The sequence below is a fragment of the Dehalococcoidales bacterium genome, from assembly GCA_028716225.1.
Lineage (GTDB): Bacteria > Chloroflexota > Dehalococcoidia > Dehalococcoidales > UBA5760 > UBA5760.
This window is the reverse complement of the sequence record JAQUQE010000008.1, coordinates 44110-59062: the sequence shown is the minus strand read 5'-3', so window position 1 is coordinate 59062 and position 14953 is coordinate 44110. Positions and strand designations below refer to the sequence as shown.

Genomic DNA, 14953 nt, shown 5'->3' with positions numbered 1-14953 from the left:
GGGATAGACTAGAGCTGGAATTAGGGTAAATATGAATTAATGTAAGGGAGATGAAGATGTCAGCACGTATTATTAGTGGTACTGAGATTGCTAAGCAAATTCGTGAGGAACTGAAGGCGGAAATAGCTATACTCAAGGAGAAACATGGACTAGTCCCAGGACTGGCTACGGTTCTAGTTGGCGAAGACCCAGCGTCTCAAGTCTACGTTGGACAGAAGGAAAAGACTTCTAATATTATGGGGATTTATTCCGAAAGGTACGATCTGTCTACGGATACCAGTGAAGAGAATCTCTTAGCTTTGATTGGTAGACTTAATGAATCACCAAATATTCACGGGATTTTAGTACAGCTACCGCTGCCTAAGCATATTAATGAGGCTAAAGTCATATATACCATTAATCCAAAGAAGGATGTCGATTGTTTCCATCCGATGAATTTGGGTAAGCTAATGATCGGCCAGCCAGATTATCTACCTTGCACCCCTCATGGCATACAGCAACTTTTGGTGCGCAGCGGGGTTAAACTTGAAGGGGCAGAAGTGGTCGTAGTTGGTCGGAGTAACATCGTCGGTAAGCCGATAGCCAATATTCTCCTTCAGAATAGTGATGGGGCTAATGCTACCGTTACCGTCTGTCATACCCGAACCAGAAATGTTCTATTTCACACTAAGCGAGCTGATATCATAATAGTGGCTGTAGGTAAGCCTAAAGCTGTTACTGCTGATATGGTCAGAGAGGGGGTAGTAGTCATTGATGTCGGAGTTAACCGGGTTGGGAAGACTGCTGAGGGTAAGGATATTTTGGTTGGCGACGTGGATTTCGATGCCGTGAAGAAAAAGGCCAAAGCAATTACTCCGGTGCCTGGTGGTGTCGGTCCGATGACCATCACTATGCTAATGCTGAATACGGTAAAGGCAGCTAAGCTGGTGACAGGTTTAGTATAGAAGGTGTTAAGGATGGGAAGAAGATCGATATGGAATGCTAGATTGAGGGAATAATCGTCTCTGATGGAGAGAAGGCAATGATTCTGGGGGCAATCTGTTAAGTGAGTAATCCTGAGGGAAAATGGAAAATAGATAGAACTGTGGTGAAATGAGCTTAACGACTGTGATAAAAAGCTTAAATATCTACAGACTGGCGAGCGATATTTGTACGGTAAAGGCTGGTATGGCAGTGAGAAGAGAAAAAGGCCGGCCTGGAGAAAGGAGTTAGTCGATGGCTCTCGAAATTCCGAAAACAATATATAACGGTCGGATAAGGGAGATCACCCTTGGTAAAGGAGCGAAGCAGGTAGTTGTCGGTGGCGAGACCGCTTACCCTTTCTACCTTTTCGAAGGAGAGATGCCCAGGCTGCCCCGAATAGCTATGGAGGTTTACGATACGCCGCCGAGGGATTGGGCCGAAGCTGCTCTGGAACCCTTTGAGGGAGTGACTGGCGACCCGGTGGCCTGGGCGAAAAAATGTGTCGATGATTATGGAGCGGATCTGGTTGCTCTGCAGCTAGAAAGCACCGATCCCAACGGCCTGGATCGCGGCGCTGATGAAGCGGCGGAGGTGGTGAAAAAGGTAGCTGATGCCGTTGATGTTCCCTTAATCGTATGGGGTACCGCCAATCTGGAGAAGGATACCGGGGTGTTGAGAAGAGTGGCTGAGGTCTGTCAGGGGAAGAACCTGATCATCGGACCGGTCGAGGAAGGGAATTATAAGAAGATCGGTGCTCAGGCTATTGCTTATAAGCATACCCTGATCGCATCTTCGCCCATCGACATCAACCTGGCCAAGCAGCTTAATATCCTCTTGGGGAATCTCGGTGTTCCCAACGAGCAGATTATTATGGACCCTACCGCCAGCGGTGTGGGCTATGGCATCGAGTACAGCTATTCGGTAATGGAGAGAATGCGGGTGGCCGGATTGGCCCAGCAGGATGAAAAACTGCAGTTCCCCATCATCTGTAACCTGGCCAAAGAGGTGTGGAAGACCAGGGAGGCTCACGCCCCCGATGAAGAAGCTTCGGCACTGGGTAATGCTAAAAAGAGGGGGATCCTGATGGAGGCGATATCGGCGATGGTATTGCTCCTGGCCGGTGGCGATGTGATAATTATGAGACACCCCGAAGCAATCAGGTTGGTTCGGGAGATGATGGCTGAGCTTACGATATCATAATTGTGAGGCGGAAAATATTGGAAAAAGAAAACAAAGCTAATGCCGAGTCTGTTGCCGCTGGTAATTTTGCTCGTATGGTTGCCGGTGGTGCGACTGCCCATGGTAATCATGCCCGCAGTGTTACTGAGCTGTTCCTCGCCGTGGCAAGAGATGAGGTACCGGGCTATGGGATAAAGGATGAGCAGAAGCTGCTGCAGCTGGCTCTGGAACTCGGTGTGGAGATCGGTGAGCGTAGCAGTGAGGCAATCGCCATTGATGTTGGCGAAGCTGTCATGAAGGCGTTTGACGGACAGGCGGGAGAAGCCCTGTTTCTCAGGCGAGCGCCACTCAGGCGGCAGGAACTCTGGCGCAAACAGTGGGTTGCCCCGCGCGGCATAGACAGGGAAGTAGCGGCGACGATGCACTCTACTGATATGGGGGCCGACCAGGATTTCAAGAGTTTGCTGAAACAGACGGTTCGGACCGCGCTTTCTGATGGCTGGGGGGGCAGTATGATTGCCACTGAGCTAAAGGATGTCATCTTCGGTACTCCGGCTCCTTTTCTGGGCAGGATATGCCCCGGCACTCTTAAGAAGGATGCCGTCAATCTGCTTATTAATGGGCACGATCCCGAGCTTGCCGTTATGCTGACAGCGGTGATTAAAGAGCCTGATATTATCGAATACGCCAGGTCCAGGGGGGCCAAAGGAATAAACCTGGCCGGTATGGGCGGCATCGCCGACGAGGTATTAATGCGTCACGGCATACCTCCTGCCGGTAGCGTTCTGCAGCAAGAACTGGCTGTTCTGAGCGGATTGTTGGATGCCGTAGTAGTTGATGCCCGGTGTATTATGCATGGTCTGGCCGATGTAGCCCGGTGCTACCACACCAGGGTGATTACTACCGATCCCCGTGCTCGTGTTGCAGGTGCTCCGCATATTGAATTCAGTGGACATAATGCTGCAGAATCGGCGCGGGAAATTGTCCGGATAGCCATTGATAACTTCACCAATCGGGATGCCGGTATACCGGTGCCGCGACGAGAAGTTGACCTTATTGCCGGCTTCAGCCACGAGACTATCAATTACCTTCTGGGTGGGCTGTTCCGGGCATCTTATCGCCCTTTGAATGAGAACATTATTAACGGCAGGATAAGAGGGGTGGCCGGCGTTGTCGGCGGAGATGGTGTCCGGGTTACTCCCGATGGCGCTCACGTTGTTCTGGTTAAGGAGCTTATCAAAAATGATGTCCTGGTTTTGCAGACCGGTTTCAGCGCTATAGCCTGTGCCGAAGCCGGCCTGATGGTGCCTGAAGCGGCTGCCGAGTATGCCGGTAAAGGACTGGCCTCGGTCTGCGAAGCTGTTGGTATTCCACCGGTATTGCACCTCGGCTCCGATGTCGATAATACCCGTATCTTGGTTGCAGCGACGATGATGGTTAAGGATGGCGGTTTGGGTGATGATATCAGCGAACTGCCGGTAGCCGGAGCTGACCTGGAGTGGGTCAGTGAGCCGGCAGCCTCAATCGGTCAGTACTTTGTCGGCTCGGGAGTATTTACCGTGCTGGGCATAGACGGCTCGGCTCTGGGTAGCCGGGGGATGACCGATTTCCTATCTAATGATTTCGAGAAGCTTTATGGTGGTATGTGGGCGTTTGAGCCGGACCCGATTGGGGCATCTCGACTGATGATTGAGCATATTGACCGAAAGCGCAGGGCATTAGGTATCGATAAGGCCAGAGAGAGAATCCTCTATGATATGGATATGAGACGTGAACTGGACGCAGCCTGAGAGACAAAATTCCAAGAGGGGAAGGGGAGCAAAGTGTCGAAGATAATCGCATCAGCTGCTATCCGCGGAGCCCACAAGATTGTAGGACAGGCTAATCAGAAGTGGCGGGAGGCAATGGATAAGTGGGGAGCTAATGAGCCGATAGGCTTTCCCGATACCGCCTACTATCTGCCGGTAATCTACGGAATACTGGGACTTAAGGTGGAGAAGCTGGGTGACGCCGGGCCGGTACTGGAAAGATGTCGCTCTCTGCTGCCGCCGCCGGTAAGAGAAGAGCATGCTCTACCCTATCTGGCGCCGGCGCTTGATGCCGGCATGGCCACCTTCTTCGCTGAGGAAATCATCGAGGCAATCAGGTATCTGGAGCAGCCCGATTTTTACACCAGGCAGGAAGATGTCACCGGGAGTACCATCTGGCTGGGGACTGCCGATGACATTATTCTGAGGAAGCGGGGAGTCGAGTTTGTTGATGGTACTGCCCCCGGCTTTGCCGCTATCGTCGGCGCGGCACCTAATGCGGAGATAGCCAAGAAGGTGGCCCAGGAGCTTCAGGAGAAGAACCTCTATGTTTTTATGGTCGGCCGGTACAACGGTCAGGGGTTTGCCGAGCAGCTGTTGCAGGCCGGCGTACAGATCGGGTGGCCGACCCGACTGGTTTCCTTCGGACCCGATATCACCTCGGCCGTGTTTGCCATGGGCTTTGCTACCAGGGTTGCTCTTTCCTTCGGCGGTGTTGAGCCCGGTGATTTCAGGAAGATACTTATCTATAATAAAGACCGGGTCTTTTCCTTCGTCATGCCGATGGGTTACGTTACCGATGAGTGGTATGCTAATGCGGTGGGAGCGGTCAACTGGGGGTTCCCCACCATTGCCGACACCCCGATACCCGAGATTTTGCCCACCGGTATCTGTACCTATGAGCACGTTGTCTCTAATATCCCGCATGATAATATCGTAGCTAAGGCAGTGGAGGTAAGGGGACTGAAGACCAGTGTTGCCGAGGTACCCATCCCGGTAGCCTTCGGGCCTGCCTTCGAGGGTGAGCGTATACGCAAGGGTGAGTTCTATCTGGAGATGGGTGGCAACCGGTCTCCGATGGTTGAACTGGTAACCTCACGGCGGATGGACGAAGTAGAAGATGGTAAGGTTGAGGTGATCGGTCCCGATATAGACGATGTCGAGCCGGGTGGTACTCTACCGCTGGCGATTGTCGTTGAGGTTGCCGGCAGGGAGCTCCAGGAGGACTACGAACCAATCCTGGAACGCCAGATCCATCACCTGGTTAATTATGCGCAGGGAGTATGGCACAGCGGGCAGCGGGACATTGCCTGGATGCGCATTAGCAACACGGCCAAGGAAAAGGGCTTCAAGATAGGTCATATCGGTTCTTTGCTCCATGCCAAGCTGCACCAGAGCTTCGGACGTATATTCGATAAGCTGCAGGTCAAGCTCTACACCGATGAGGACGGAGTAAGGCAGGTATTGGAGCAGTCAAAGGCAATATATGCCGCCAGGGATGCCCGGATTGAGGGGATGACCGATGAGACTACGGATACCTATTACTCCTGCTTGCTCTGTCAGTCGTTCGCTCCCAGTCATGTCTGTGTCATTACCCCGGAGAAGACTGGCCTCTGCGGTTCTTACAACTGGATGGACTGTAAAGCCGCTTTTGAGATTAACCCTACCGGGCCCAACCAGCCGATAGAGAAGGGTGAGGCTCTTGACACCAAGTTAGGGATGTGGCAGGGGGTTAACGATTTCATCTACAAGGCTTCCCGCGGTAACCTGGACCACTACTGCATGTACAGTATCGTCAATGATCCGTGGACTACCTGTGGGTGCTGTGAGTGTGTCGCTGCCGTCCTGCCCCTGTGCAATGGCGTAATGACGGTAAACCGGGAGTTCACCGGGATGACCCCCTGCGGGATGAAGTTTACTACCCTGGCCGGGACTATCGGCGGTGGCATCAGCACCCCCGGTTTTATCGGTCATGGCAAGTATAATATCTGCCAGAGAAAGTTCATAAGTGCCGATGGCGGCCTGTTGAGGATGGTCTGGATGCCTAAGATGCTCAAGGAAGAGCTTCGCGAACGTATCCGGGCCAGGGCCGATGAGCTCGGTGTTCCCGACCTGTTTGACAGGATCGCCGACGAAACGGTGGGCTGTACGGAAGAAGAGATTCTCCCCTTCCTTCAGGAGAAGGAACACCCTGCCCTGAACATGGAGTCGATACTGGACTAAGAGAGGAGTCTATCTAATGCCACTTACCGGAATAGAGATATTCAAGCTGCTTCCCAAGACGAACTGCGGCGAGTGTGGAGTGCCCACCTGCCTTGCCTTTGCCATGGGTCTGGCGGCGGGCAAGGCGGAGCTCTCCTCCTGTCCCTATGTTTCCGATCAGGCCAGGGAGAAGCTGTCGGAGGCCTCAGCACCGCCGGTGGCCACAGTGACCATTGGTACCGGCCCCCGGGCTCTCAAGGTTGGCGGTGAGACGGTTATGTTCCGCCATGAAAAGAGGTTTGAGAACCCCCCGGGGTTTGCCATCCTCATCAGCGATACAATGAGTGATGCTGAGGTCGATAACAGGTTGGCTAGATCCGACATTAGTTATGAGAGGGTAGGGGTCATCCTCCGTCCCGAGCTGGTCGCACTGAAGTGCGATTCCGGAGATGCGGCCCGGTTTGCTGCCCTGTCCGGCAGGGTAAAGGAAAAGAGTGATGTTGGTATTATCCTGATGAGCGATGATCCGGCTGTTCTAGCCTCCGGCCTGAAGGCCTGTGCCGACCGGAGGCCCCTGATATATGCCGCCGGTAAAGATAATCTGGAGTCGGTAGCGGAACTGGCCAAAGCACATTCCTGTCCGGTAGTAGTGAAGGGCTCCGGTCTGGAAGAGCTCAGCCAGCTGACCGCCCGGCTTACCGGAGCCGGCGTTAAGGATATCGTGATCGATTCCGGAGCAAGGTCGGTCCGCCGGGCGTTGGAGGACCAGGTAAACATCAGGAGCCTTGCCCTGAATAAGAAGTTCCGGCCCCTAGGCTTTCCTACCATCGTCTTCCCTGCCGAGATGACTGGTGATCCGATGAAGGAAGCCCTGATTGCCTCCATGTTCATTGCCAAATACGGAGGGATTGTCGTCCTCTCCGATTTTCAAGGGGAGAGCCTGTTCCCCCTGCTTGTGGAGAGGATGAATATCTATACCGACCCCCAGCGTCCTCTGGCGACCACCGCGGGTATTTACGAGATCGGCGGGCCAGACGAGAATTCCCCGGTGTTGCTTACCTGCAACTTCTCCCTGACCTACTTTATTGTCTCCGGTGAGATTGAAAGCAGCCGGGTCTCCAGCTATCTTATCGTTATGGATACCGAAGGTCTTTCCGTCCTGACTGCCTGGGCAGCCGGGAAATTCAGCGCCGATGTCATCGGCACCTTCGTTAAGAAGTGTGCTATCGGTGACCGGATCAAACACAGGAAGCTGACTATCCCCGGCTATCTTGCCGTTGAGAGCGGGGGATTGGAGGAGGAATTACCCGGTTGGGAAATCCAGGTCGGGCCCCGGGAAGGGGCTCACATCACAGCTTATCTTAAAGCCTGGCAGGGATAGTGAGGAGAGCGGTGATTCTGATCGGAGAAAATATTAATATCGTATCGACCACTCTCGGGCCTGCCTTTAAGAAAAGAACCCCCGGGCCGGTTCAGGAGATGGTTCGGGCCCAGGTCGAGGCCGGGATGGACTACCTTGACCTCAATATCGGCCCCGCCCGCCGGGCGGGAGAGGATTTGATGGAATGGGTAGTCAAGACCGTGCGCGATGTTACCGATAAGCCCCTGTCCCTTGATACGACTAACCCGGCGGCGATAGAAGCCGGGCTGAGGATCTGTGGAGATGACCGGGCGCTGGTTAACTCGATATCCCTGGTCCGGATGGAAGCAGGATTTCCCCTAGTCAAGCGTTATGGTGCCGAGATGATTGGCCTCTTGTGGGGCAGAGAGGGAATGCCCCGGGATGCTGCGGAAAGAGGCATGATAGCGGCGGAGCTTGTCTATGAAGCGAACAAAGCGGGGATACCCAATGAGGATATCTGGCTCGACCCGATTGTGACCCCGGCCAGCAGTGCCGATACTAACCAGGTACAGCCCTGTCTGGAGTTTATGAGTATGCTTCAGGATATTGCTCCGGGTTGCAAGTCTACCGTGGGGCTGTCCAATGTCTCCAACGGAACTCCTAAGGATCTCCGGCCGTATCTCAACCGGACCTATTTGATGATGTTGATGAAATACGGGCTGCACTCGGCAATAGTGGATGCCTTTGACTCCGAGTTGATTGAAATTGCCCGGGGCAGGCGGCCGGACCTGGTTGATCTGGTACAACGTTTGATGGACGGCGAGGGGCCGGACCTTGCCTCTTTGGATCAAGAGGAGACCAGGTACGCAAAAACGGTCAGAGTACTTACCGGCGAGTCGCTCTATTCCGTTTCCTGGCTTGAGGTGTAGGAGGAATAATAAATTGAGCTTGATGCGATCTCAACTTGAGGCGGGAGAATTTACCGTTACCGCCGAGATAGTCCCGCTGAAGGGGACCGATACCAGCGGGATCCGGGAGGCGGCCAGGATTCTTAAGGGCAGGGTGGCTGCCGCCAACGTTACCGATCAGCAGAGTGCGGTGATGAAGCTGGGAGCGCTGGCTGCCTGTCACCTGGCCTTGGACGCCGGACTCGAGATCGTGTTTGAGGTTGTCACCCGGGACCGTAACCGGATAGCTCTGGAATCGGACCTGCTGAGCGCAGCCGTCCTGGGCCTGGAGAACGTCCTGGCAATCACCGGAGACTTGCCCTCGTTCGGTGATCACCCCCAGGCCAAGCTGGTCTATGATGTGGACTCGGTACAGCTCCTCGAGATGATCAAAACACTGAACGGGGGCCACGATATGGTGGGGAATGAGCTTCAGGGCACGCCCGATTTCTTCGCCGGAGCGGTGGTCAACCCGGGAGCTGATTCCGAAGCCTCCTTCGAGCTGCAGATTATCAAGATGGCGAAAAAGATTGAAGCCGGGGCCAGGTTCTTTCAGACCCAGGCCGTCTTTGATGTTCGGCTCTTCGAGAAGTTCATGAAGAGGGTGGAGCAGGAAGGTTTTAAGGTCCCTGTTCTGGTGGGGTTGATACCCCTCAAGAATGCCGGTATGGCCCGGTATATGAACAAGAATGTCTCGGGTATTTTCGTGCCCCAGGATATTATTGACCGGATGGCCGGTGCCGACGATAAGGTGAAGACCTCGATAGAGATTACCGCCGGATTGCTCAAAGAGATGAAGGATATGTGCCAGGGTGCTCACCTGATGACCCTGGGCTGGGACAGGTACGTACCGGCTATCCTGAAAGCCTCTGGGCTATAACCCTCGATAAGAGGGGAATATTAAGGTTGGCAGGAGTTCTCCGCTCAAGGATAAGTTGCCGCGGTATTTTTAGAATGGAAAACAGCCGTCTTCCACTTCCCCACCAGCGTCACTATGAACAGGCCTATGGCCTGGCCTATCGGCTCGCTGCTGAAGAGCTTAACCGCCGTGATATCAGCAAGCTGTGCGCTATGAGCGGTGCCCGCTATCTCGAGGGCGGCGCCCCGATGGCTATCGCCCTTACCTACCTCAACCGGTCGTACTGGATTACCCTGCCCGATGTCGATATCACTCCGGCCGGCAGTCAGGAGCCGGTGTCGATCAGAGAGAAGGTCCTGATGCTGCACTACCTGACTCTGGCCCGGAGAACTCCGGCCGCCGGCAGGGCCATCACCTTCAAGGAGCTGCCCGAAGGGCCGGTTTATTTCCCGACCTTTGCCAAGAGAACGTTGGATCCGCTGCTGGCCCGCTTCGGCAAAGAGCCCGACCGGATGCTCGACGCTGCTGAAAAGCTGGGCGGTCGTAGGGCGGACTACGGTGATACGGCGGTAGCTATCCAGGCCTTCCCTTTCGTAACGATAACGCCGGTCCTGTGGAGAGGCGACGCCGAGTTTGCTCCTTCAGCGAGCATAATCTTCGACTCCGGTATTACCGATTACCTGTCTACCGAGGACATCACCGTGCTCTGTGAGACCGTAGTCTGGAAGTTGATCAAGTCGCTGGCATAAGGCGAATGCAGCCGGATATATCCGGCTCCTGGCAGTATCCTGCTAAAAAGAAGGGAGGGGAAGATGACTATTGCCGAGATATCAGTAGTACCCATTGGAACCGGTACGCCGTCGGTCAGTCAGTATGTGGCCAGAGCAATCGCAGCACTCGGTCAGCAGAAAAACATCAAATACACGCTGACCGGTATGGGGACCATACTGGAGGGTAATCTTGCCGACGTGCTGGAGGCGGTTCGAAAAATGCACGACTCCGTCTTTGGCGACCGGGTGCAGAGAGTGGTCACCACGGTTCGGATTGATGAGCGCCGTGACCGAGAATCATCAGCGGAAGATAAAATGCAATCGGTGGCGAGGAAGCTGGCCTAGCCGTTATACTCCGGATATTATGGATTATGACCGATTCCCCGGCCCTTTCGGCGTTTCTTGGTGAAAAGAGGAAAGTAATCCGGGCAGTACCGGGCTGATTTGACATGGACTGCTTCTTGACTTATCATAAAACAGGACTAGCAAAGACCGTATTCTGGTAGTGGGGCCGCTGGTTGGCAACTTGCTATCTGGAGAAGGTTCCGTGTTCGCTCAAGACCCGGTAAGGGGGTTTTCAGTAGTGTTACGGACAGGGTTTTGTATCGTTTCTCCACCCCGGCATTACCGGTGAGGTCCTAATATCCCTGATTTGAGATTGAAGAGATAGCTTCGCGTCTTAAAACAGGGATTTGTGTATTCGCAGAAACAAATTATTAAGAGGTAGATGAACATGGCTGAGGAAGCAGCAGGGTTATATCCGGCCCAGTATGAAACCGAGGTTTTGCTCAAGGATGGCATGCGCCTTATGCTAAGGCCAATATGGCGTGATGACATAGATCAATGGCTCTCTTTCATATCACGGCTCAGCGAGCGTACTCTCTATTTGCGATTTCATCATGTCCCCAAGCTGGGGCGCGAAGATGCCGTCCGTTTCTGTACGGTGGACTATCATAACACCTTTGCCTTTGTTGCCGAGAAGATGAAGGGCAGTCGCCGGGAAATAATAGCGATCGGACGTTACTACCGTCTACCTAATAAGACCTCTGCTGAGGTAGCTTTCGTAATCGAAGACGCCTATCACGGTCGGGGCATCGGCACCAAGCTCATCGAGTGGCTGGCTAACGTGGCCCGGGATAACGGTATCAACGTCTTTGAAGCGGACGTGCTGCTGGAAAACGACGAAATGATGAGCGTTTTCCGCGACTACGGTTTCCACATTACCAGTGCCCTTGAAGAGGGCGTCTACCATGTCGTCTTTCCCATAGCACGCACAAAGATAGTGGTGAAGAAGGAGGAGGAAAGGGAGCGTTTTTCGACGCTCGCTTCACTGCGCTATGTCTTATCGCCACGCTCGATGGCGGTAATCGGAGCCTCCAGGAGGCCCGGTACCATCGGGCAGCTCCTCTTCCAGTGTATTATGCAGAACCGTTTTTCCGGAGTGGTCTATCCGGTTAACCCCAAAGCCGAATCGGTGATGTCGGTCCGGACTTATCCCTCGATACTTGACGTACCGGGCGATGTCGATCTGGCCATCGTAGTCGTGCCGGCGCCACAGGTGGTTAAGGTAGTTGATGAGTGCGGCAGTAAAGGAGTACGGGCGCTCATCGTTATCTCGGACGGATTCAGCGAAAGCGGCGCCGAAGGAGCCGCCCGTGAGCGTGAGCTCCGTTCGGTCGCCCTGGGATACGGGATGCGGCTGGTCGGGCCGAACTGTATGGGCGTGATCAACACGGCTCCGACCATCAGCATGAATGCCAGCTTCTCGCCGATCTATCCCCCGCACGGTAACGTTGCCTTTCTATCCCAGAGCGGTGCTATGGGCCTGGCTGTTCTCGACTATGCCCGGAGCGTCGATATGGGCATCTCCGGTTTTGCCAGTGTCGGCAACAGTGCCGATATCTCGGCCAATGACTTTTTGCAGTACTGGGAGGAGGACCCGTCGACCCGAGTGCTGCTGCTCTATCTGGAGTCGTTCGGCAATCCGCGCAGCTTCGGCCGTATCGCCCGCAGGGTCTCTGCCGCCAAGCCGATAGTTGCCGTTAAGAGCGGCCGGACTGCGGCCGGGTCGCGGGCGGCATCGTCGCACACCGGGGCCCTGGCTACCTCCGAAGTAGCCTCCGGGGCCCTGTTCCGCCAGGCGGGTATCATCCGGGTCGATACCATGGGAGAGCTCTTCGATGTGGCCACGCTGCTTTCCGGTCAGCCGGTGGCAAAGGGCCGCCGGGTGGTTGTGGTCACCAACGGAGGCGGTCCGGGCATTCTGGCTGCCGATGCCTGCGAGCAGCACGGCTTGCAGTTGCCCGAGCTCAGCGAGGAGACCAAGGGCAAGCTGAAGTCAGTGCTGCGGCGGAGGATTCCCCTCAATAACCCCCTCGATACCACGGCGGGGGCGGTCGGAGAGGAGTTCGAGGAAATCCTCAAGGTGCTGGCGCAGGATAAGGATAACGATGCCGTCATTGTGATCTTCCTGCCGCCGCTGTTTATCGACCCCGTGGAAATGGAGGATGCGCTTCGCAAGGTAGCGCCTCTCTTCCTCAAGAAAGGCAAGCCCTTGCTGGTCTGTGCTATGGGACAACAGGGCTTTAAGGGCAAGCTGGGTTCTCAAGATCAGTTTGTGCCCTGCTACCCCTTCCCGGAGGATGCTGTTCTGGCCCTGGCCCGGGCTACCGAATACGGTGACTGGGTACGGCGTCCCAAGGGCAAGGAGGTCAAGTTTACCGGCATCAAACGGAGCCGGGCGCGCAGAATAGTGGAATCGGCATTGACCGGTACCACCAAGCGACCGCTCTGGCTTTCTGCCGATGAGATTAAGGAGCTGCTTTCCTGCTACGGAATACGGGTTGCCGAGACGGTGATGGCGAAAACGGAGTCCGAGGCGGGTAAAGCGGCCTCGCGCATCGGCTTCCCGGTGGCGGTCAAGCTGGCCTCGGCTACCATTACCCACAAGACCGATGTCGGCGGGGTGGTGCTGGGTCTTAAGTCGGACAAAGAGGTTGAGGAAGCCTTCCGGGATATTCGGAGCAAACTGGCTGGAATCGGCCGCCAGGACGAGATGGACGGGGTTATCGTACAGAAGATGGTCAAGGGCGGTACCGAAGCCATTGTCGGTGTCACCCAGGACCCCCTGTTCGGGCCGCTGATCATGTTCGGTCTGGGCGGGGTATACGCCGAGTTGCTTAAGGATATCGTGGTCCGGCTGCACCCGCTTACCGATCTGGATGCCAAAGAGCTGATCAGCTCGGTCAAGATGGCCAAGCTGTTTGCCGGCTTCAGGGGCGACCCCCCCAGCGACGTTGCCGCCCTCGAGGACCTGCTGCTCAGAATCTCGGCGCTGGTCGAGGATGTCCCCGAGCTTGCCGAGATGGACCTTAATCCGGTCAAGGTGATGGCGCAGGGCAAGGGCTACTGGGTGGTCGATGCCCGGGCGACGCTGAAGTAAGGGATAATGAAGATAAAGCTGACTTTTCTGGGCGCAGCCCAAAGCGTAACCGGCTCCCGCTACCTGCTGGAAGCCAACGGCACCCGAATCCTGATCGACTGCGGCCTTTTTCAGGAGCGGGAGTTTCTCTCCCGGAACTGGGAGCTGTTTCCCGTTGCGGCCGGCAGCATCGATGCCGTACTGCTCACTCACGCTCACCTCGACCACTGCGGCTTTATTCCCCGCATATACCGCGAGGGATTCCGCGGCCGGGTGATATCCACCCATGCCACCGCCGATATTGCCGAGGTGATGCTGCTTGATTCGGCAAAGCTGCAGGAAGAGGATGCCGAGTTCAAGAAAAAGCGACATCAGCGTGAAGGCAGAAGAGGCCGCTACCCGGAGGTTCCCCTCTATACGGTCGACGATGCCGAGGAGTCCCTGACCTGTTTTTCTTCCCGGGTAAAATACGCCGAGACGGTCGGCGTTGGCGACGGCATAGAAGCCGGTTTTTACGATGCCGGGCACGTTCTGGGCTCGGCGATGATCAAGCTCACCGTTAGCGCGGGTGGCGGGAAAAGGACGATCGTATTCTCCGGCGACATCGGCCGCTGGCACGTTCCCATACTGCGCGACCCGACCCTGTTTCCCGAGGCGGACTACGTACTGGTTGAGTCCACCTACGGCAGCAGGCTGCACGGCGAGCAGGCCGGCGTAGCCGGGGACCTGGCTGAAATCATCAACTCGACCTATCACGCCGGCGGGCACATCGTCATCCCCAGTTTCGCCCTGGAACGCGCTCAGGAGATACTCTATCACCTTAACGAACTGCTCGTCGGCGGCAAGATTCCGCATCTGCCCGTCTATCTCGACAGCCCGATGGCGATCAAGATAACCGAGATATTCAAGGACTATCCCGCCGTCTACGACCGGGATATGACCCGGCTGCTGGAGTTGAACCGGTCTCCCTTCCGCTTCCCCGGACTTAAGATGACCACCAGCACCGATGATTCCAAGGCCATCAACACACTTAATCACCCGGCCATCATCATCGCGGGCTCCGGCATGTGTACCGGCGGGCGGATCAAGCACCACCTGGTCAATAACATCTCCCGTCCCGAGAGCACGATACTTTTTATCGGCTATCAGGCTCATGGCACCCTGGGGCGGCACATCGTCGAGGGCAGCCCGGAGGTGAGAATACTGGGTCAGAAGAGGCGGGTCCGGGCCCGGATAGAGCAGTTGGACGGCCTTTCCGCGCATGCCGACCGGGACGAGCTGATCAAGTGGCTGTCTGCCTTTGAGCATACCCCGAGGCAGGCTTTTGTCACCCATGGCGATGCCAAAGTGACTAAGGATTTTGCCAGTCATATCAGGAATAAGCTGGGCTGGCGGGTCTCTCCCCCCAAATACAGGTCTCAGGTTATCCTGGACTAACCCGGCACAGACCTTACTATAGCGG

Annotated in this window: 11 protein-coding genes; all 11 read left to right on the top strand. The window is 55.5% G+C overall.

Annotation, left to right across the window (positions count from 1 at the left end):
* The first annotated feature begins 56 nt into the window (after positions 1-56).
* The 11 genes from PHI12_06340 to PHI12_06290 all read left to right on the top strand — a co-directional run bounded on the left by PHI12_06340 (position 57) and on the right by PHI12_06290 (position 14928).
* Positions 57-944, top strand: coding sequence for a tetrahydrofolate dehydrogenase/cyclohydrolase catalytic domain-containing protein (locus PHI12_06340; GenBank protein ID MDD5510407.1), 888 nt, complete (start codon positions 57-59; stop codon positions 942-944).
* Between the two features lie 271 nt (positions 945-1215).
* The gene (locus tag PHI12_06335; GenBank protein MDD5510406.1) at positions 1216-2163 is read left to right on the top strand and encodes an acetyl-CoA decarbonylase/synthase complex subunit delta; all 948 of its coding nucleotides are present in this window, start codon (positions 1216-1218) and stop codon (positions 2161-2163) included.
* A gap of 17 nt (positions 2164-2180) precedes the next feature.
* Positions 2181-3932, top strand: a complete 1752-nt coding sequence (locus tag PHI12_06330) for a hypothetical protein (GenBank protein ID MDD5510405.1) — start codon at positions 2181-2183, stop codon at positions 3930-3932.
* Between the two features lie 33 nt (positions 3933-3965).
* Positions 3966-6173 carry an acetyl-CoA decarbonylase/synthase complex subunit alpha/beta gene (gene acsB / locus PHI12_06325; GenBank protein MDD5510404.1) on the top strand — a complete coding sequence of 736 codons (2208 nt, stop codon included), beginning with the start codon at positions 3966-3968 and terminating at the stop codon, positions 6171-6173.
* A gap of 16 nt (positions 6174-6189) precedes the next feature.
* Entirely contained in the window at positions 6190-7533 is a 1344-nt protein-coding gene (acsC, locus tag PHI12_06320; GenBank protein ID MDD5510403.1) for an acetyl-CoA decarbonylase/synthase complex subunit gamma, read from the top strand.
* Positions 7533-8423: a dihydropteroate synthase gene (locus tag PHI12_06315; GenBank protein MDD5510402.1), complete on the top strand. Its 891-nt coding sequence runs from the start codon at positions 7533-7535 to the stop codon at positions 8421-8423. The genes acsC and PHI12_06315 overlap by 1 nt, the downstream gene beginning before the upstream one ends.
* Positions 8424-8445: 22 nt before the next feature.
* Positions 8446-9321: a methylenetetrahydrofolate reductase gene (locus PHI12_06310; GenBank protein MDD5510401.1), complete on the top strand. Its 876-nt coding sequence runs from the start codon at positions 8446-8448 to the stop codon at positions 9319-9321.
* Positions 9322-9395: 74 nt separating this feature from the next.
* Positions 9396-10049 carry a DUF3786 domain-containing protein gene (locus tag PHI12_06305; GenBank protein MDD5510400.1) on the top strand — a complete coding sequence of 218 codons (654 nt, stop codon included), beginning with the start codon at positions 9396-9398 and terminating at the stop codon, positions 10047-10049.
* 63 nt (positions 10050-10112) lie between these two features.
* A complete protein-coding gene (locus PHI12_06300; GenBank protein ID MDD5510399.1) occupies positions 10113-10415 on the top strand; it encodes an MTH1187 family thiamine-binding protein in 303 nt (100 codons plus the stop codon).
* Between the two features lie 388 nt (positions 10416-10803).
* Positions 10804-13512 carry a bifunctional GNAT family N-acetyltransferase/acetate--CoA ligase family protein gene (locus tag PHI12_06295; GenBank protein MDD5510398.1) on the top strand — a complete coding sequence of 903 codons (2709 nt, stop codon included), beginning with the start codon at positions 10804-10806 and terminating at the stop codon, positions 13510-13512.
* A 6-nt stretch (positions 13513-13518) separates the two neighbouring features.
* On the top strand, positions 13519-14928 hold the full coding sequence (locus PHI12_06290; protein MDD5510397.1) for an MBL fold metallo-hydrolase: 1410 nt from the start codon (positions 13519-13521) through the stop codon (positions 14926-14928).
* Positions 14929-14953: the final 25 nt, after the last annotated feature.